The organism is Streptomyces sp. NPDC101227, assembly GCF_044767545.1.
GTDB lineage: Bacteria > Actinomycetota > Actinomycetes > Streptomycetales > Streptomycetaceae > Streptomyces.
The window spans coordinates 104,276-123,575 of the sequence record NZ_JBIWOD010000019.1; the positions used below are offsets into that span (position 1 = coordinate 104,276).

Sequence of the window (19,300 nt, forward strand, 5' to 3'; positions counted from 1 at the left end):
CTCGTGTCACAACATGAGGCGCCGTTACCGACTGGTTGGTACGGCCGTCCTTGTGGAGGTCATTCGTGCCCAGCGTGTCCCGAGCCGTGTCCCGCCCCGTACTGCGCACTTCCCTCGCCCTGCTGGCCGGCACCGCCCTCGCCGCGCCCCTCGTCCTGTCCGCCCCCGCGAACGCTTCCGCCGCCGACCCGTACACCGTGACCGCGCTCAGGATGACCGTCCGCGCCGGTGACCGCGACTGCACCCTGGACGCGGACCTCTACCGCCCCGCCGGCGTCGACGCCGCGCACCCGGCGCCCGCCGTACTGACCACCAACGGTTTCGGCGGCAGCAAGGCGGACGGCTCGACCGACGCCACCGCCAAGGCCTTCGCCGCTCGCGGCTATGTCGCCCTGGCCTACTCCGGCCTCGGCTTCGGCAAGACCGGCTGCCCGATTTCCCTCGACGACCCCAAGGCCGACGGCCGGGCCGCGAGCCGGCTCGTCGACTTCCTGGCGGGGTCGCGCACATCCGACGACGGCACCCGGGTCGACTACGTCACCAAGGACGGCAAGGGCGACCCCCGGGTCGGCATGATCGGCGGCTCGTACGGCGGGGCGATCCAGATGGCCACCGCCTCGGTCGACCACCGCGTCGACGCCCTGGTCCCGCTGATCACCTGGAACGACCTCTCGTACTCCCTCGACCCCAACAACGCGGGCCGTACGCAGGGCGTCAGCGGGCCGGTGCCCGGCGCGTACAAGTACCAGTGGACGAACGGGTTCTTCCTGATCGGCGAGGCGCAGGGGCTGCTCAACCCGAGCCTGGACCCGTCGCGGTGGGGCGGCGCCGGCTGTCTGCACTTCGTCGCGCCGGCCTGTGAGACCAAGCGGCTGCTGGATTCCCGTAGGTACCCGGCGGACAAGACCGCCACCATGCTGGCGTATGCCCGCAGCGTCTCGCCCGTCTCCTACCTGAAGTCGGTCAAGGCCCCCACCCTGCTGGTGCAGGGCCAGGCCGACTCCCTCTTCAACCTCAACGAGGCCACCGCCACCTACCGCACCCTCACCGCCCAGGGCACCCCGGCCAAGATGATCTGGCAGGCCTGGGGACACAGCGGCGGGATGAAGGACCCCGCGACGGGCGAACTCGACCTGGGCAAGGGGAACTTGGATACCAGTTATGTCGGCCGGCGGATCCTCGCCTGGTTCGACCGCTATCTCCAGCACCGCAAGGAAACCGACACCGGTCCCGCCTTCGCCTACTACCGGGACTGGGTGACCGAGGGGTCCACCTATGCCACCTCGCGCACCGTCCCCGTGGGCGGCCAGAAGCTGTATCTCTCCGGCGACGGCAAGCTCGTCGACAACCGCAGGAAGGTGGCGCGCGGCAGCCGGGAGTACCGCAATCTGCTGGTGCCCACCAGCCATTCGGAGAACTCGCTGGCCGGGATGCTCGGTCTGCCGGACCCCGCCCCGTACGACATCAAGGGCACCTACCTGGACTGGACGTCCGCCCCGGTGGCGGGGCGACCGGTGGATGTGGTGGGCGCGCCCAAGGTGACGCTGAGGGTCGTCTCGCCCCAGACGGAGCGGGTGCAGAACTCCGCCGACGCGGCCGACAAGCTGGTGCTCTTCGCGAAGCTCTACGATGTCGCGCCGGACGGAACGAAGACGCTGGTGCACCGGTTGGTGGCCCCGGCCCGGGTGCCGGATGTGACCCGGAAGTTCACCGTGGAACTCCCGGGCATCGTGCACCGTTACGAGCCGGGGCACCGCCTGCGCTTCGTGATCGCCGCGAGCGACACCGCCTATGCGGGCAATCGCGGAGTGAAGCCGGTGACGGTCACCAGCGCGCCCGAGGACACCGGTGTCCTCGAACTTCCCGTCACCCAGGGGACCTTGAAGTAGGGCCGGGCCGTCCGCTAGCGGATGGGGTGACCGCAGTAGGGACGGCAGGGCCGGCACGGAAAGCGGTGAGAGCAGGGACGACAGCCGGAACGGGCGGGCTCAGGCGTCCTTCACGCTGATGGCCTGCACCGGGCAGGCGCGGGCGGCCTCGCGTACGAGCGGGTCGCCCGCGCCGTCCTCGCTGCCGGGCAGTACCTGGCTGAAGCCGTCGTCGTCCTGGGTGAAGACACTCGGCGCGGTCAGGGCGCACTGGCCTGCGCCGATACACAATTCCTGGTTAATGGCGATCCGCATCTCGGACCCCTTTCACTTGTCCGCGGCCACCGGCGCCTTCTACCAGGTCACCGGCAGCTCGATCATGCCTTGCAGGGTGTCACCCGACTTGAACGGAATGTCGGTGGCGGGCGCGGCGAGTCGCAGATCCGGGATCCTGGAGAAGAGGGACCGCAGCGCGATTTCCCTCTCCGCACGGGCGAGGTTCTGGCCCGGGCACTGGTGAATGCCGAACCCGAATGCCACGTGGTGCCGCGCGCCGCGGCTCCAGTCCAGGTCGTCCGGCGCCGCGTACGCCGTACCGTCGCGGCTGATCAGCGACGTGGGGAACACCACCCCATCACCGGCGCGGATGGTCCCGGCGTCGGTCTCGATGTCCTCCGTCGCCACCCGCAGCAGGGAGTCGACGATGGACAGGAACCGCAGCAGCTCCTCGACCGCGGTCGGCAGCAGGGCGTCCCGGGCGCGCAACCGGGCGAGCTGTTCGGGGTGTTCCAGCAGCGTGAAGGTGCCCAGCGAGATCATGTTGGCGGTGGTCTCGTGGCCCGCGACCAGCAGGATCATGGCCATCCGGGCCAGTTCTTCGTGTGCGAGAGACCCGGCCCGGAGCCTGTCCGCGATCAGCTCGTCCAGCAGCCCGTCGCCCGGTTCCTTCTCTTGCGGGCGATCAGCGCGGCGAAGTACTCCTCCAGCCTGCCGCGCGCCTCCTCCGCCTCCTCGCCCGTACTGCCGCGCAGGATCCGGCGGGACTCCTCCTCGAAGAAGTCGTGGTCGGCGTACGGGACGTCGAGCCGGCCCACACCTGACGGCCGTCATGGAAGGCGACGCGCGACAGCGGGCTCCGCGCAGGGGCTGATGGCCGGTGGGCGGGTGGTAGGGACAGCCGCGGTCCTGGGGAAGGCGACCGCCTCGGTCGACGGGGTCCCGGGGGTCTGGGTCGGTGATGTCTCGGTCGTTGCCTCGGTCATCTGACTGCCTCCCGTGCGAGGGGCGTGAGGTGCTCGTGTGGCGCGAGGGCCGGTTGGCCCGCCGATTCTCCCTTCATGCCTCTGTACGGTGTATGTCTACGCGCAGTCCGGCCAACTTGGGTGGCGTCCGGCCCTGTCGGGCGCGGTGTTCCCGGTGCCGGCCGGCGCCGGTCAGCCCCGGCGCAGCAGGGTGTCGAGCACCGTGTCCAGATAGCGGGAGCGCGCGGCGCCGGTGGGCAGCGCCTGCGGAACCGCATGGTCCAGCTGGGTGTGCCCGAGATGGGCGCTGTACGCGAGCAGGGCGCGGCGCCGCGCCTCGGCCTCCGTGAAGCCCAACTCGGCGAAGAGCGCGGCGACATAGCCGATCCGCCGGTCGGTGACCCGGGCGAGCGCGGCCGCCACCCGGGGGTCCGTGGCGGTGGCCAGCAGCGACATCTCCAGGGAGGCCGCGGCGGAGGCGTCGGTGACCCGCAGGAGCAGCCCGCGCAGCCGCCGTTCGGGGTCGGGCTCCGCCTCCGTCTCGCTGATCACGGCCTCCGTGGCGACCTCTTCCCAGCGCCGCAGCGCGGCCTCGATCAGGGCGTCGCGGTTGGCGAAGTGCCAGTAGAAGCTGCCCTTTGTGGTGCCGAGCCGGGCCGCCAGCGGCTCGACGGCCACCGCCGCGAGCCCGCCCTCGCCCATGGCGGCCAGCGCGGCATCCGCCCAGTCCCGCGCGGTCAGCCGCTGCCGGGGGCCGGTGCCGTGGGGCCGCTTCGCTCGCTGCTGTGCCATGACCGTACGGTACCGTACGGTGAAACATACGCCACCGTATGGAGGTGCAGGATGCGTCCGAACCGCCCGCTGCGAACCGTCCGTGATGTGCATGCCCGTACCATCGCCGCCCCGGCCGAGACCGTCGGAGCCCTGATGGACCGCCTCGGCGGCGACCCGGACCCGGTCTTCCCGGTGCCCGCCTGGTCGCCGATGCGCTTCGACCGGCCGCTGGGCGTCGGCGCCGACGGCGGACACGCCTTCATCCGCTACCGCGTCAGCGCATACGAGCCCGGCCGCCGGATCCGCTTCGACTTCACCCCCGGCCCGTCCGGCTTCCACGAGGTCACCGTGCTGCCCCTGGGGCCGGACAGCTGCCGCGTCGAGCATGTGCTGGAGAACCAACACGGCCTGGCGCAGGGGCTGTTGTGGCATATCGCGATAGGCGCCGTCCATCGCACCGTCGTCGAGGAGCTCCTCGACAACATCGAGCGAGCGGCCACCGGACAGGTCCGACACCCGGTCCGCCGCACACCCCGCGTACGGCTCCTCAACCGCCTGCTGTGGGACCGCCCGAAGGCCGTCCCCCTCCCGGCCGAGGCGCGGCTGGCCCGCAGTGCCTTTCCGCGTACGGACTTCGAGGACGCCTGGCAGATGGAACTGCTCCCCGGCATGCCCGCGGATCCCGCGGCCTGGGAGGGCGTACTGCGCGGCGCCTCCTTCCCCGTCGTGGGGCGGGCGGACGGCGAGGTCCTGCTCGGCCAGGACGCCCGCCACCTGGACTTCCGCGCCTCGATCCTCATCGCGAACGGCCAGGTCACGCTGGGTACGGTCGTCCGCACCCACCACCTGGCCGGCCGGCTCTACTTCGCCCTCGTACGGCACGTCCACCCCTTCATGGCGCGCCTGATGCTGCGCCGCACGCACCGCAGGCTGGCCCTGGCGGCACCCAGCGCGGGGGAGCGGGAGCGGGCCAGGGTGCAGGCGTAACGGCGGATCTGCTGGCAGGTAGATGGCACTCGGTGCCACACTGTCGGCATGGGGCAACGACAGCACAGCGGTACGGATCTGGCCTGGGCGGTTCTCGGCGGTGACCCGCGTCTGGCGGAGCGCATCACGTACGGCGGGCCGCCCGGTCTGCTGCCGGCCCGGCTCCCGGTCATGGACCTGGCCCGTACCACGGTCGCGGTCTGCGCGCTCGCGGCGGCGGAGCTGACGGCCGAGCGCACCGGCGGCCCGGTGCCCGCCGTACGGGTCGACGACGGCGCGGTCGCCACCGCCTTCCTCAGCGACCGCCTGGTGCGGATCGACGGCCGGGCCCCCTCGACGTTCGCCCCGCTCTCCCGTTTCTGGCGCACCGCCGACGGCTGGGTGCGCACCCACGCCAATTACCCGCACCACCACGCCCGTTTGCTGAGCGCGCTGGGCCTTCCGGAAGCCGCCGGCCCGGCCGAGGTGGAGGCCGAACTCGCCGGGCGCCGGGCCGAGGAGGTGCAGGAGACGGTCTACTCGGCGGGCGGGCTGGCGGTCGCCGCCCGCACCCCCGAGGAGTGGGCCGCCCATCCGCAGGGCGTCACGGTGGCCGCCCACCCCCTGCTGACCGTGGAGACCCTCGACGACGGCACCCCGCCCCGCCTTCTCGCCGGCACGGGCGAGCAGGGGGGAGCGCCGTCGCCGCTCGCCGGCGGTCCTTCGCTGCCCGCCGCCGGGCTGCGGGTGCTGGACCTGACGCGGGTCCTCGCCGGGCCGGTCGCCACCCGTACCCTCGCGCTGCTCGGCGCGGACGTCCTGCGCATCGACGCCCCCGCGCTGCCGGAAAGTCAGGACGCCCACAGCGACACCGGTTTCGGCAAGCGCTCCACCGCCCTCGACCTGGGCTCGCGCTCCGGCCGCGCCACCTTCGAGTCGCTGCTGGCCGACGCGGACGTCGTGGTGACCGGCTACCGTCCGGGTGCCCTGGACCGCTACGGCCTCGCCCCCGAGGCCCTGGCCGAACGCCGCCCGGGGCTGGTCGTCGCCCGCGTCTCCGCCTGGGGCGACGACGGCCCCTGGGGCGACCGGCGGGGGTTCGACAGCCTGGTCCAGGTGGCCACCGGGATCGCGGCGGTCGAGGCGGACGCCGGCCCCGCGTCCGAGGACGCGAAGGCGAGCGAGGAGTCGACGGCACGCGGTGGCATTCCGGGCGCGCTGCCCGCGCAGGCGCTGGACCATGGGACGGGATATCTGCTGGCGGCGGCGGTGCTGCGGGGGCTGACCGAGCGGGCGCGGGTGGGCGGTTCGGGCGTGGCGACGCTGGCCCTCACCCGTACCGCGCGGTGGTTGGTGCACGGGCTGGGGGGACCGGAGCGGGGCGACGGCCCGGCGGCGGATGCGCCGACGGGAGCGGCCGCGCCGGGCTACGACGCCGAGCGGTACCTCCGGGAGACCGACAGCCCGGTGGGACGGCTGCGGTACGCCCTGCCACCGGTCTCGTTCGACGGCGGTCCGGTCGACTGGGCGACGCCGCCGGGGCGCTGCGCGGCGGATGCGCCGAGGTGGCGGTGAGCGGGCGCCGGACGGGAGCGCCACCGGCTGGCCCGCCCGGCCGCCGCTCCGTACGATCTCCCGATGACGTCCAGTGATCGCTACCTCGCCCGCGGCCCCCGGGTCGGCATCCGCCCCTTCACCGCCGCCGACCGCGACGAGTTCACCGCGCTCGCCCGGGAGAGCACCCAACTGCACCGCCCCTGGCTCTTCCCGCCGGGCACCGACGCCGACTACGACAATTACCTGGCGAAGCTGCGGGAGCCGGAGCGCGAGGGCTTCCTGATCTGTGAGCACGACAGCGGCCGGATCGCGGGCTTCCTGACGATCAACAACATCGTGCACGGTGCCTTCCGCTGCGGCGCCATCGGCTACGGCGCCTTCGCGCACGCCGCCGGCCGCGGACTGATGAGCGAGGGCCTGGGGCTCGTACTGCACCATGCCTTCGAGGAGCTGGGCCTGCACCGGCTGGAGGTCAACATCCAGCCGGCCAACACCGCCTCCCTCGCGCTGGTCCGGCGCGCCGGATTCCGGCGGGAGGGCTACTCCCCGGACTTCCTCTTCATCGACGGCGCCTGGCGCGACCACGAACGCTGGGCGCTCACCAGCGGCGAGCCCAAGGGACCCGCCTTCGGCCGCACCGTGCCCGTCTTCCGGATCTTCGACGTCGCCAAGGCCCATGAGTTCTACGTGGACTACCTCGGCTGCACCGTCGACTGGGAGCACCGCTTCGAGCCCGGTATGCCGCTGTACACGCAGGTCTCCCGCGGCGCCCTCGTCCTGCATCTGTCGGAGCACCACGGCGATGCGACCCCCGGCTCCACGATCTACACGGAACTGACGGGGGTGCGCGAGCTGCACGCCGAGCTGGCGGCCAAGGGCTATCCGTATCTGCGCCCCGGCCTGGAGGACGACGAGACCGGCACGTCCCTCACCCTGACCGACCCCTTCGGCAACCTCCTGCGCCTCAACGAGCCGGCGCGCCCCGGGGCGAAGACTCCGGAGAGGACGTGCTCACAAGCCAAGAGCGCTGACCTCAAGAGCCCTGGCGGCCCTTGCGATTGATCTTCATCGTGTCCATGTCGGTGACCGTGGACCGCAGCTCCCGAAAGGTGAGACCCGCTTCCTCGAGCGCGGTCTCCGCCTTGTCCTCGGCGAGCGCCGCCGCCATTTCCTCGCCGTCCTCCGCAGCGGAGACGATGACATAGCGGTAGCTGAAGGAGTACAGGGCGGTGTCGTACGCCAGCGAGCCCTCGGGAGTGAACCGCAGCTGCGACAGCCCGTGGTCGTCGGCCTCGGCGAGCAGCTTCGCCCGGGACTCGGCCGTCAGACCGTCCCACTTGCCGCGGACGATCACTCGGTAGGTGTGCTGGGTCGTCGCCATCGGTGCCGTGTTCCGTTCTGTCATGGATGGGTGAGCCAAGGGGCAGGGTATTTCGGCGGTACTTCCGGGGCCTGCCATTTTTTCCGCGCACGCCGGTGTACGCGTGCACCCGTGCACCGGCGTACGACACCGTTTCGCGGCCCCGCCCCCGAGGGCTGGGTACCGCCTTCCTCGGGGGCGTCTTTGCGCAACCCTGACCCCGTCCGCCGCAAGAAGCCCTGTTCACAAGGGCGCTGACAGGGTTGCATGGTCAACAGGAGGCCGCCGGAGCCGAGGTGGCCGGTCCAACCCTGCGAGGCAGCCGTGGCCACGAGTGTGCGACGCACCACCCTGACCCTTCCCGCCGCCCCCGTCGGCCCGGACAACCCGCTCCCGGCCTTGCGTCCCGGCCGCGATCCGCACCGTGTCGAGATCCCCCAGGACGCCGGACTGCCCGCCGCCATGGCGCGTCAGATCGGCTACCGGCCGCTGCGCTCGGTCCTGCCCACCCGGCTGCGCGACGGCTACGGCCGCGCCCGCCGCGCCACCGACGTCGACGCCCTGGTCCTCGAGAACGACCGGCTGCGCGCCACCGTCCTGCCCGGCCTCGGCGGCCGGGTGTACTCCCTGCACCACAAGCCGACCGACCGCGAACTCCTCTACCGCAACCCCGTGTTGCAGCCCGCCCACTTCGCCCTCAACGGCGCCTGGTTCTCGGGCGGGATCGAATGGAACATCGGCGCAACGGGCCACACCACCCTCTCCTGCGCCCCGCTGCACGCCGCCCGCGTACCGGCGCCGGACGGCGGCGAGATGCTCCGCCTGTGGGAGTGGGAGCGGCTGCGCGATCTGCCCTTCCAGGTGGACCTCTGGCTGCCGGAGGGCTCCGACTTCCTCTACGTGGGCGTACGGATCCGCAACCCGCACCACCACACCGTGCCGGTCTACTGGTGGTCCAACATCGCCGTGCCGGAAGGCGAGCGCACCCGGGTGCTGGCGCCCGCCGACGAGGCCTGGCACTTCGGCTACCAGCGGACGCTCCGACGCGTCCCGGTCCCCGAGTCTGCGGGCGCTGACCGGACCTACCCGCTGCGCAGCGAGTTCCCCGCCGACTACTTCTACGAGGTCCCCGACGGCGAACGCCGCTGGATCGCCTCACTGGACGAAGCGGGCCGCGGCCTGGTGCAGACCTCCACCGATACGCTGCGCGGCCGCAAGCTCTTCCTGTGGGGCGCGGGGCGGGCCGGACGGCGCTGGCAGGAGTGGCTCACCGAGCCGGGCACCGGTGGCTATGCCGAGATCCAGGCCGGTCTGGCCCGTACGCAGCTGGAGCACGTCCCGCTCGACGCGGGCGGCGAGTTCGCATGGCTCGAGGCGTACGGGCCGCTGGCCGCCGACGCCGCTGCCGTGCACGGGAGCGACTGGAGCGCGGCCCGCGGCGAGGTCGCCCGCCGGCTGGAGGCGGCGCTGCCGCGGGCCGATGTGGATGCCGCGTACGCCGCCTGGCGGCCGTACGCGGACCAGGAGCCCAAGGGGTCGCTGGCCACGGGTTCCGGCTGGGGCGCGCTCGAAGTGGCCCGCGCGGGGCTCGACCTGCCCGGTACGCCGTTCGACGAGGGGACCCTCGGCGCGGCGCAGCGGCCCTGGCTGACGCTGCTCAGGACCGGCGATCTGCCGCCCGTCGGCCCGCTCCCGGGCCCGGCGCTGGTCGCCCCCGCCTGGCGCGATCTGCTGGAGTCGGCGATGCCGGGCCCGGCCACCGACTATCACCTCGGCCTCGCCCAGTGGCAGGGCGGCGACCGCGCCCAGGCCGTACGCAGCTGGGAGCGGGCGCTGGCGGCGGGCGGCGGGCGGCTGTCGCTGGACGCGCTGCCGCTGTACTGCCTGGCCGTCGCCGAGGCCGAGGCGGGCGATGCGGAACGCGCCGCCGAGCGGTATGCGGAGGCGTTCGGCTGCGCGGCCCGGTTCGCCGAGACGCTGGCGTCCGAGGACGCGGCCGCGCGTATCTGGCGGTCGGTGCTGCCCGCGCTCGCCCGGGAGGCGGTCCCGGCGCTGCTCGCCGTCGGGCGCGCCGACGAAGCCTGCGACCTGATGGCGCACCTGCGCCAGGAGGATCTGGCCGCCGGCCGGTTCCGGCTGCTGACCGCTCAGGTCCTGCTCGCCGAGGGCGAACCGGCCGCCGCCCGCGCGATCTTCGACGCCGGCTTCGAGATCGCCGATCTGCGGGAGGGCGACGAGACCCTCAGCGACACCTGGTACGCCATCGCCGAACGCCTGGTCGCGGGCTCCGGCCCGGTCACGGACGAGGTACGCGCCGAGGCCCGCGACCGGCATCCGCTGCCGGAGCGCTACGAGTTCCGGATGCGGCCGGTGTGACCGGTATGGCTGGGGGCCGGGGATGACGGCCCGTCACCCCAGCGGCTTGTCCAGCACCGCCTTGCTGTGGCTGAAGGTGTCGAGGGAGTACTCGCCGTGGTACCGCCCCATCCCGCTTTCGCCGACGCCGCCGAACGGCAGGTCGGGGGCGGTGAGGTGGGCGACCGGGAGGCCGAAGGCCAGGGCACCGGAGGAGGTCTCGGCCAGCAGGCGCCGCTTGGTGTCGGCCGAGTCGGTGAACGCGTAGAGGGCCAGTGGCTTGTCGCGGTCGTTGATGAAGGCGATGGCCGCGTCCAGGTCGGGTACGGAGACGATCGGCAGGACGGGTCCGAAGATCTCCTCCCGCATCACCGGGGCGTCGGGCGCGACATCGGCGAGCACCGTGGGCGCCAGATAGCGCGATGCGCGGTCGTGGTCCCCGCCGATGACCGTGCGGCCGCTGTCCAGGAGGGCGGCGAGGCGGTCGAAGTGCCGCTCGTTGACGATCCGTCCGTACTCCTCGGCGGCCGCGGGATCGGCCCCGTAGGCGGCGCGCACGGCCTCGGCGAGGTGCGGCTCGACGGCCCGCGCGGTGTCGCCGATGGCCAGGATGTAGTCGGGCGCGACGCAGGTCTGGCCGGCGTTGAGGAACTTGCCGGTGACGATCCGCCGGGCCGCCGCGGCCAGATCCGTACCCGGGTCCAGGACGACCGGGCTCTTGCCGCCGAGCTCCAGCGTGACCGGCGTCAGATGCCGGGCGGCGGCTGCCATCACGATGCGGCCGACGGCGCCGTTGCCGGTGTAGAAGATGTGGTCGAAGCGCTGCTCCAGCAGGGCCGTGGTCTCCGGTACGGCGCCTTCGACGACGGCCACCGCCGCGTCGTCCAGATAGCGGGGCAGCAGCCGGGCGATGGCGGCGGAGGTGCGCGGGGCCAGCTCGCTGGGCTTGACGACGGCGCAGTTGCCCGCGGCCAGGGCGCCGACCAGCGGCGCGAGCGCCAGCTGGAGCGGGTAGTTCCAGGGGGCGATCACCAGGACGACGCCGAGCGGTTCCCGTACGACGTGGGCGGTCGCGGGCAGCAGGCGGTCGGGAAGCTGCGCGGGGCGGGGCGCCAGCCAGTCGTCGAGGTGGGCGAGGGTGTGGTCGATCTCGTTGACGGTGAAGCCGACCTCGGTGCGGTAGGCCTCCTGGGGGCCCTTGCCGAGGTCGGCGCCGAGTGCGGCGACGAGAGCATCGCTCTGCTCGGTGAGCAGCGTCCGCAGGGCTTCCAGCTGACGCCGCCGCCAGGCCGGGGAGGCGGTGCGGCGGGTGGCGAAGGTGGTGCGGAGCCGCTCGACCACGGCGCCGGCGTCCAGGCCGGTGGTCGGGAGAGCGGTGGTGGGGAGGGTGTCTGATGCCATGCCCTCGACCGTACACGAAACGAAAACATTTCGTTTCGTATTGCTTGGCCAGTAGACTCCTGAGGTGACCGAACGCACCGAGAGCAGTCAGAGCGACGCACCCGCCGCCCGGCAGCCCGCCCGTGGGCGGCCCCGCGACGCGGGCCGCGACCGTGCGCTGCTGGAGGCGACCGTCCAGGTCCTCCAGGAGAGCGGCTACGGCGGGCTGACGACGGCGGCGGTCGCCAAGCGGGCCGGGGTGTCGACCGCGACGCTCTACCGCCGGTGGCGCTCCAAGGAAGACCTGGTCGTGGGCACCGCCGTCCGCTGGGCGAGCGACCTCGGTCCCCAGCCGGACACGGGAAGCCTCGAGGGGGACCTGGCCGCGCTGCTGCGGGACAAGGCCGAAACGCTGGAGGGGCCCGGCGGCCGGCTGCTGCACGTCCTGATCGGCGAGGCCGCGCACAACGAAGCGCTCGCCCGGGTCCTGGACACCGCCATCGTCCAGCCGGTCCGCGACCGCGCGGCGACCGTGGTCCGCCGGGCCGTCGACCGCGGCGAGATCGCACCGCTCGAGGACGCGCACGTCCTGGCCGACCTGGTCGTCGGCTCGATGGTCAGCCGCCTGTTCCTGACCCCCGACGCGGCGCACCGGACCCCCGCGGCCGGCCCCGCCGCCCCCTCGTCGGGCACGGCGATGACCCGCGAACTCCTCCCGTTCCTGCTGCGCGCCCTGGGCGCCCCGGCCGGCTGACGGCCGACCGGCGCACCGCCCCGCGGATCCCCTGCGCCCGCGTACGCCATTGGGAGACAGTTCGCGCGCCCCTGGAATGATCCCGGCGCATCACGGGTTGTGACGGATCATGAAGGCAATCAGCGTGAACAGCTACGGCGGCCCCTCGGTCCTCGAATACACCGAGCAGCCCGACCCGAAGGTCGGCCCCGACTCGGTCCTGATCCGGGTCAGGGCGGCCGGCGTCAATCCCGTCGACTGGAAGATCGTCGAGGGCTATCTCGATTCGATGATGTACGCCCACTATCCGCTGATCCCGGGGTGGGACGTGGCGGGCGTGGTCGAGGCGGTCGGCGCCGATGCCGCCGAGTACGAGGTCGGTGACGAAGTCATCGGCTATGTCCGCAAGGACGTGGTGCAGCACGGCACCTACGCCGAGCTGGTCGCGGCCCCCGTACGGACCCTGGCGCGCAAGCCCGCCGCGCTCAGCTGGCAGCAGGCCGCGGGTCTCCCGCTCGCCGGGCTGACGGCCTATCAGTCGCTCCGCCGGGTCGGCACCAAGCGCGGCGAGACGGTCCTGGTGCATGCCGCGGCGGGCGGCGTCGGATCCTTGGCCGTGCAGATCGCGGTGGCCGAGGGCGCCCGCGTCATCGGTACGGCCAGCGAGCGCAACCACGACTTCCTGCGGTCCCTGGGCGCCGAGCCGGTGACGTACGGTGACGGGCTCGAGGACCGGGTGCGGGCGCTGGCGCCCGAGGGGGTGGACGTGGCCCTGGACTTCGTCGGCAACGGCGTCCTGGACGTCTCGCAGCAGCTGCTCAAGGACCGCACCCGACTGGTGTCCATCGCCGACGGCGAGGTCCAGGCGAAGGGCGGCCACCTGGTGTGGGTGCGCCCGGACACCGCCGATCTGACGGCGCTCGGCGATCTGGCGGACGCGGGGAAGCTCGTGGTGCCGGTCGAGGCGACGTTCCCGCTGGCCGAGGCGGCCGAGGCGTTCAAGCGCAGCATGTCGGGGCGGTCCCGCGGCAAGATCGTGCTGGAGGTGTCCTCCTGACGCCGGCTCGGTAGCCGCCGACGGGTCCGGGGACCCCTTCACCCGGCTCCCCGGATCCGTCTGCCGCGGTGCGCCGCTATGCGCTCCGCTCGGCGTCCTGTTTCCGGTCGACGTATTCGAAGACCGACCCGTCCGGATGGCGGGCCACGAGGTTGCGGCCGATCGGGGTCGGCAGCGGACCCGCGATGATGTCCGCGCCGACCGCCGAAAGGTCGGCGAGCGCCTCGTCCACGTCCTTCACGGCGACGGTCGCCGCGATCTTCCGCAGCACCGACAACTCCGCCTCGGGGCCGCTCATCAGGAAGAAGCACCCGACGGCCGCGACCGACACGCCGCCGCGCTGGAAGCGGATGGCCTCGGCGCCGGTGAGTCGTTCGTAGACGCCGATCGCCGCATCGAGATCGCCGACGCATACCCGCAGTGAGGCTCCCAGAATGTCCATACGGACCAGCCTAGTTGGGCACCCCGGCGGCGCGCATCATGGTCAGACCCGGCACAGGATCTCGCCGTGCAGGACGGCGAACCAGCCGTCCTCCTGCGCGCCCCACTCCCGCCACGCGCGCGCGATCCGCGCCAGCTCCCCGGCCGTGGCGTGCCCGCCGTCCACCGCGATCCGGGCGTACGACGACGAGACCGTGCGGTCCGCCCACAGTTCGCTCCACCAGGACCGCTCCTCGGGGGTGTGGTAGAGCCAGGTCCCGGCCGTGGCGGTGATGGCGGACGGGTCGCAACCCGCCTGGCGCGCCCAGGCGTGCAGCCGGCGTCCGGCGTCCGGTTCGCCGCCGTTGGCGCGGGCCACCCGCAGATACAGCTGCTGCCAGTCCGTCATCCCCTCGACCTCCGGGTACCACGTCATGGCCGAGTAGTCCGAATCGCGGACGGCGACGATCCCGCCGGGCTTGGTGACCCGGCGCATTTCGCGCAGCGCCTGCACGGGATCGCCCACGTGCTGGAGCACCTGATGGGCATGCACCACGCAGAAGGTGTCGTCCGGGTAGTCCAGTGCGTGGACATCCCCGACCGCGAACCGGACGTTGGTGATCCCGCGACCGGCGGCGGTGGCGCGCGCCTGGTCCAGTACCCCGGGTGCGTACTCCAGGCCGGTGACCTGCCCGTCCGGGACCAGCGCGGCCAGGTCGGCGGTGATGGTGCCCGGGCCGCAGCCGATGTCCAGGACCTGCATGTGCGGCCGCAGCGAATCCAGCAGGTATCCGGCCGAGTTGGCGGCGGTGCGCCAGGTGTGGGAGCGCAGTACGGACTCGTGGTGGCCGTGCGTGTACACGGCGGATTCCTGCGGCATGGTCGGCTCCTTCGTGTGACCGGGGCGTACGGGTCGGTCGGTGGGTGAACCGCGAGCGGGCATGGCCGTGGTGTCGAAGAGGCCCTCCCGCGCACTGATCACACCGTACGCCTGCATCTCGTATCTTGAGAGTGGCGTCTCATAGTTCGGAATGAGGGTGACCGGTCCCCTCCCGGGGTTATTCGGGCAACAGGCGATAGACCGTCAGCGCCTCGTTCTCCTTCTCCAGCGTCAACTCGCCCTGTGAGGCGATGACTTCACCGTCGAAGGCGAGCGCCGTACCGTCGGGAAGACCGCCCAGCCGCAGGCGGCGCATCCGGGCCTCGCCGAGGACCGGCGAGCTGCGCGGCGCGCCCGTCAGTGCCGCGGCGAGCAGCCGGGTACGGGCCAGCCGGCCGCCGTGCACCACCCGGACGTCGAGCACCCCGTCCGCCAGATCGTGCCGCCGCACCGGCGCCAGCCCCAGCCCCCGGTACTGGCAGTTGCCGGCGAACAGCATCCACACCGACCGCCGCTTGCCGTTGATCTCGACGGTCAACGGCTCGGCGGTGCGCAGCACTTCCCACGCCGCGAGCACCCCGGCGGGCCAGGCGCCGATCCGGCCCGCCCATTTCTCGCGGATCCGCACCAGCTCCGGATACACGCCGATGGAGAAGGTGTTGAGGAAGTACCGGCCCACCGTGTGCGGTCCGCTCCGGAAGCGCGCCAGATCCACGGCGACCGCTTCGCCGCTCTCCAGGGCGCGCGCCGCCGCCGCGTAGGTCTCGATCCCCAGGTCGTACGCGAAGTGGTTGTGGGTGCCGCCCGGCAGCACGGCCAGCGGCAGCCCGTGCCGTACCGCGACCGTCGCCGCCGCGTTGACGGTGCCGTCCCCGCCGAGCACCCCCAGGGCACCGCCCAGCTGCCGGGCGCGCTCCGCGGCCTCCTCCAGGACGTCCGTCAGGGGCTGCGCCTGTGGCCCGCCGTACTCCATCACCTCGGCCTGCGGCAGCACCCCCCGCACCTCCTGGTTGCGGTCCGGGCGCGTCCCGGCGCGCTGCCCCGAGCCCTGGTTCGCGACGACCACCAGGCCCCGCCCGCCGGGCAGCGCGGGCGCGTCGGCGCGCGGCCGGGCGGGCGGCGCCAGCTGGGCGCGGGTCGGTGCCAGGCCGCGCACGGCGAACGCGGCACCGGCGCCCAGCGCCGCCCCGGCCAGCACATCGCCCGGATAGTGCACCCCTGTATAGACGCGCGAGAAGGCCACCGATACAGCGACCGGCGCCAGCGCCAGCCCCCACCACTTGTTCTCGAACGCGACCCCGGTGGCAAAGGCCACCGCCGAGGCCGCGTGCCCGGACGGGAAGGAGGAGGTGAAGGGCTGGCGGTGCAGCCGCCGTATCACCGGCACCGCATCCAGCAGCGGCCGCTCGCGCCGCACGGAACGCTTACCGAAGGTGTTCACCGTCGCCGAGGCCACCGCCAGCGACGCGATGCCGCGCAGCGCGGCCCGCCGCCCGGGTCTGCCGCCCAGCGCGGCGCCGCCCGCGGCGAGCCCGAACCACAGCAGCCCGTGATTGGCGCTGCGGGACAGCCGCGGCAGTACGCGCTGGGCCCCCGGCCACTCGCGCGAGGCGATCCGGACGAAGGTCAGCCGGTCGAGGTGGGTCAGTACGTTACGCATGCGGCACCTTTTACCCCGGTGGGGCCGCGGCAGACCCGGGCGCTGCCGAACGGGGGCGAGCCGAGCCGCAGGGGCTCCCGGGGCGACGGGCGGGCGAATCGGCCGGTGCCGGCACGGAGCCACCCGAATGGCGCAATGCCCCGGCCGCCCCGCCCGCTCATCGCCGTAAGCCGCAGCGGAAGGGCGGGGCGGCCGCATCCGCCACCCGCACCCGGACCGGACGCCGGGCCGCCCCCCATCTCCGTGGCTACCATGCTTGCGAGCGAACGAAAGGGGCTATTACGGCCCAATGGCGAATATGCGCACCCATGTATATACGCCGTGCACATGCGCCGCATACCTGCGCCATGTGCATGCGCATTCCTGTGCATGCACATCGCGGTACGCGCACCTCGCTCCGCCCGGGCGCCGCCGAACGGGCGCGCTCCGGCCCGCCGTCGCAGGCGGCGTATCCGCGCATCACCTCCTATCGTCGGGAGCTCAGCATGGAATCCGGCCCGAACGTCTGGAACTGCCCCTTCGACTACGCCGAAGGCCTTGAGTTCGACCCCACGCTCAAGCGCCTGCTGACCGAGGAACCGGTCGCCCGCATCCGCCTGCCGTACGGGGAAGGCGAAGCCTGGCTCGTCACCCGGTACGAGGACGTACGCACCGTGACCACGGACCGGCGCTTCAGCCGCCACGCCGTCATCGGCCGGGACTTCCCCCGGATGACACCGGAGCCGATCGTCCAGGCCGAGGCGATCAATGTCATGGACCCGCCCGCCAGCAGCCGCTTGCGGAGCCTGGTCTCGAAGGCGTTCGCGCCCCGTCACGTGGAGCGCATGCGGGAAGGCACCCAGCGCGTCGTGGACGAACTGCTGGACCGGATGAGCGAGCAGGGCGCGCCCGGCGACCTGATGGAGAACCTGGCGTCCCCGCTGCCCCTGACCACCATCTGCGAGGTCCTCGACATCCCCGAGGGCGACCGCGACCGGCTGCGCGCGTACGCCCGCACGATGATGAACACCAGCCTCGACAACCGCGACAACGCCGTCCAGGCCAAGGCCGAGATGCGCGCGTACTTCGCGGAGCTGACCGGGCACCGGCGCGCACACCCGGCGGACGACCTGATCAGCGCCCTGGCCACGGCCCGCGACGGGGACGAGATCCTCGACGAGCAGGAACTGACCGTCATGGCCATGGTCCTGCTCATCACCGGCCAGGACACCACGACCTACCAGATCGGCAACCTCTCCTACACCCTGCTCACCCGGCCCGAGGCGCTCGACATCCTGCGTGCCGACCCCGGGAGGCTCCCGCAGGTGATGGAGGAGATGCTGCGGTTCATCCCGTTCCGCAAGGGCGTCGGCATTCCCCGCGTCGCCCTCGAAGACGTGGAGCTGAGCGGCGTGACGATCCGGGAAGGGGACATCGTGCATGTCTCCTATCTGACGGCCAATCGGGACAGCCGGAAGTTCGACCGTCCCGACGAGCTCGATCTGGACCGCGAGAAGCCGCCCCATATGACCTTCGGCTGGGGCGGGCACCACTGCCTGGGTGCCCCGCTCGCCGTCATTGAGCTCGAAGTGGCGCTGGGTACCCTCCTGAAGCGCTTCCCCGAGCTGAAACTGGCGAAGCCGGCCGAGGAGGTGCGCTGGAACGAAACCTCTATCTGGCGCTATCCGCTGGCACTTCCGGTCATCTGGTGACATACGCACCCGGCAGCGGCATGCGGACGTCACCCGTCTGCCGTACCGTTGCTTGGACAGATGACCCACCCTCACAGGGAGAGTTCATTCTTCGACGGCTGGCCCGCTCGCGTCCCTCCCCGGGGCCTCGACTCGGGCCGCCGGAACCGTCAGTGGTTCTGTTGCACCCACACGAGCGCATGCATTGCCGCGGCGGCTACCGCCGGCCCACGAACACCCCGTAAGTCAGAGCCAGGGATCGCACCGAGCGGACCACAGTCTGCTAGGAGTCCAATCCATGGCGGTTCTGTGCAAACCGGCAATCGCGGTCCCTGAGTACATCATCACCAGGGACGACACCCTCGAACTCGCGCGGCAGCTGCACTACGACCATCTGCAGCTCAAGAAGGTGCTCCGGCTGATCGAGCATACGGGCGTGGTCAGACGGCATTTGATCCTGCCGATCGACAAGGTGCTGGAGCACCCCGGGCTCGACGCCCGGAGCGCCATCTACGAAGAAGAGTCCAAGGCCCGGGTCCCCTCCGTGGTGCGCAAGGCACTGGACCAGGCCGAGCTGGAGTCGGAGCAGATCGACCTCATCATCTACGTGTCCTGCACCGGCTTCATGATGCCGGCGCTGACCGCGTGGCTCATCAACGAAATGGGCTTCCGGTCCGAGACACGGCAGATCCCGATAGCCCAACTCGGCTGTGCGGCAGGGGGCGCCGCCATCAACCGGGCGCACGACTTCTGCCGGGCGTACCCCGACGCCAATGTGCTGCTCGTCGCCTGCGAGTTCTGCTCGCTGTGCTACCAGCCCACGGACCTGGGGGTCGGGTCGCTGCTGTCCAACGGCCTGTTCGGGGACGCGGTCGCGGCCGCCGTGGTCCGCGGCAACGGCGGCACCGGCGTCCACCTGGAACGCAACGGCTCGTACCTCATCCCGCACACCGAGGACTGGATCTCCTACGCGGTGCGGTCCACCGGATTCCACTTCCAGCTGGACAAGCGCGTACCCGGCACCATGGAACCCCTCGCCCCGGCCCTGCAAGCCGTCGCCCAGCAGCACCACTGGGACGCTGGCGACCTGGACTTCTACATCGTCCACGCCGGCGGCCCGCGCATCCTGGACGACCTGTGCCGCTTCCTCGACGTACCACCCGAGGCATTCCGCTTCAGCCGCGCGACGCTCACGGAATACGGCAACATCGCCAGCGCCGTCGTGCTCGACGCCCTCGGGCGGATGTTCGACGAGGCATCTGCGCTCGACGGCCAGCGGGGGCTGCTGGCGGGATTCGGTCCCGGCATCACCGCCGAGATGGCCCTGGGGACATGGACGTCAAGTCCGGCGGGGACGGGCTGAGCGCACCCGAGTGCGG

General features: G+C 72.3%; 16 protein-coding genes and 1 pseudogene. 9 read left to right on the forward strand and 8 right to left on the reverse strand.

The features are described from left to right. Positions 1-74 precede the first annotated feature (74 nt). The gene (locus ACIRPT_RS33370; RefSeq protein ID WP_403834212.1) at positions 75-1,889 is read left to right on the forward strand and encodes a CocE/NonD family hydrolase; all 1,815 of its coding nucleotides are present in this window, start codon (positions 75-77) and stop codon (positions 1,887-1,889) included. A 99-nt stretch (positions 1,890-1,988) separates the two neighbouring features. On the opposite strand, the gene ACIRPT_RS33375 is transcribed toward ACIRPT_RS33370, so the two are convergent. From ACIRPT_RS33375 to ACIRPT_RS33385, 3 genes and pseudogenes are all read right to left on the reverse strand, one after another. Next, entirely contained in the window at positions 1,989-2,183 is a 195-nt protein-coding gene (locus tag ACIRPT_RS33375; RefSeq protein WP_403497493.1) for a ferredoxin, read from the reverse strand. 39 nt (positions 2,184-2,222) lie between these two features. Beyond that, a pseudogene (locus ACIRPT_RS33380) lies at positions 2,223-2,953 on the reverse strand (cytochrome P450); the annotation flags it as partial. Between the two features lie 348 nt (positions 2,954-3,301). After that, positions 3,302-3,901: a TetR/AcrR family transcriptional regulator gene (locus tag ACIRPT_RS33385; protein ID WP_403834066.1), complete on the reverse strand. Its 600-nt coding sequence runs from the start codon at positions 3,899-3,901 to the stop codon at positions 3,302-3,304. Between the two features lie 69 nt (positions 3,902-3,970). On the opposite strand from ACIRPT_RS33385, the gene ACIRPT_RS33390 reads away from it, so the two are divergent. The 3 genes from ACIRPT_RS33390 to ACIRPT_RS33400 all read left to right on the forward strand — a co-directional run bounded on the left by ACIRPT_RS33390 (position 3,971) and on the right by ACIRPT_RS33400 (position 7,468). Continuing rightward, the gene (locus ACIRPT_RS33390; protein WP_403834214.1) at positions 3,971-4,870 is read left to right on the forward strand and encodes a DUF2867 domain-containing protein; all 900 of its coding nucleotides are present in this window, start codon (positions 3,971-3,973) and stop codon (positions 4,868-4,870) included. Between the two features lie 48 nt (positions 4,871-4,918). Continuing rightward, a complete protein-coding gene (locus ACIRPT_RS33395) occupies positions 4,919-6,424 on the forward strand; it encodes a CoA transferase (RefSeq protein ID WP_403834069.1) in 1,506 nt (501 codons plus the stop codon). Between the two features lie 63 nt (positions 6,425-6,487). After that, positions 6,488-7,468 (forward strand): glyoxalase superfamily protein, encoded by a 981-nt coding sequence (locus ACIRPT_RS33400; protein ID WP_403834072.1) that lies wholly within the window; start codon positions 6,488-6,490, stop codon positions 7,466-7,468. On the opposite strand, the gene ACIRPT_RS33405 is transcribed toward ACIRPT_RS33400, so the two are convergent. Continuing rightward, positions 7,440-7,787, reverse strand: a complete 348-nt coding sequence (locus ACIRPT_RS33405) for a DUF6204 family protein (RefSeq protein ID WP_403834075.1) — start codon at positions 7,785-7,787, stop codon at positions 7,440-7,442. The two genes, ACIRPT_RS33400 and ACIRPT_RS33405, sit on opposite strands and share 29 nt — an antisense overlap. Before the next feature lie 303 nt (positions 7,788-8,090). Between ACIRPT_RS33405 and ACIRPT_RS33410 the strand changes: the two genes are divergently transcribed. Further along, entirely contained in the window at positions 8,091-10,142 is a 2,052-nt protein-coding gene (locus ACIRPT_RS33410; protein WP_403834077.1) for a DUF5107 domain-containing protein, read from the forward strand. Between the two features lie 33 nt (positions 10,143-10,175). On the opposite strand, the gene ACIRPT_RS33415 is transcribed toward ACIRPT_RS33410, so the two are convergent. Beyond that, positions 10,176-11,522 carry an aldehyde dehydrogenase family protein gene (locus ACIRPT_RS33415; protein WP_403834079.1) on the reverse strand — a complete coding sequence of 449 codons (1,347 nt, stop codon included), beginning with the start codon at positions 11,520-11,522 and terminating at the stop codon, positions 10,176-10,178. 64 nt (positions 11,523-11,586) lie between these two features. Here ACIRPT_RS33415 and ACIRPT_RS33420 point away from each other — a divergent pair, with 64 nt between their 5' ends. Next, positions 11,587-12,255 carry a TetR/AcrR family transcriptional regulator gene (locus tag ACIRPT_RS33420; RefSeq protein ID WP_403834082.1) on the forward strand — a complete coding sequence of 223 codons (669 nt, stop codon included), beginning with the start codon at positions 11,587-11,589 and terminating at the stop codon, positions 12,253-12,255. 109 nt (positions 12,256-12,364) lie between these two features. Continuing rightward, on the forward strand, positions 12,365-13,291 hold the full coding sequence (locus tag ACIRPT_RS33425; RefSeq protein ID WP_403834084.1) for an NADP-dependent oxidoreductase: 927 nt from the start codon (positions 12,365-12,367) through the stop codon (positions 13,289-13,291). Positions 13,292-13,367: 76 nt separating this feature from the next. Here ACIRPT_RS33425 and ACIRPT_RS33430 read toward each other — a convergent pair whose 3' ends face one another. The 3 genes from ACIRPT_RS33430 to ACIRPT_RS33440 form a co-directional block, all read right to left on the reverse strand. Then, positions 13,368-13,733: a VOC family protein gene (locus ACIRPT_RS33430; protein ID WP_403497511.1), complete on the reverse strand. Its 366-nt coding sequence runs from the start codon at positions 13,731-13,733 to the stop codon at positions 13,368-13,370. A 42-nt stretch (positions 13,734-13,775) separates the two neighbouring features. After that, positions 13,776-14,591, reverse strand: a complete 816-nt coding sequence (locus ACIRPT_RS33435) for a class I SAM-dependent methyltransferase (RefSeq protein WP_403834086.1) — start codon at positions 14,589-14,591, stop codon at positions 13,776-13,778. A 178-nt stretch (positions 14,592-14,769) separates the two neighbouring features. After that, entirely contained in the window at positions 14,770-16,251 is a 1,482-nt protein-coding gene (locus ACIRPT_RS33440) for a bifunctional phosphatase PAP2/diacylglycerol kinase family protein (protein ID WP_403834088.1), read from the reverse strand. A gap of 485 nt (positions 16,252-16,736) precedes the next feature. On the opposite strand from ACIRPT_RS33440, the gene ACIRPT_RS33445 reads away from it, so the two are divergent. Together ACIRPT_RS33445 and ACIRPT_RS33450 are read left to right on the forward strand one after the other, a co-directional pair. Next, positions 16,737-17,942, forward strand: a complete 1,206-nt coding sequence (locus ACIRPT_RS33445; protein WP_403497517.1) for a cytochrome P450 — start codon at positions 16,737-16,739, stop codon at positions 17,940-17,942. Positions 17,943-18,219: 277 nt separating this feature from the next. Next, a complete protein-coding gene (locus ACIRPT_RS33450; RefSeq protein WP_403497519.1) occupies positions 18,220-19,284 on the forward strand; it encodes a type III polyketide synthase in 1,065 nt (354 codons plus the stop codon). Positions 19,285-19,300 lie beyond the last annotated feature (16 nt).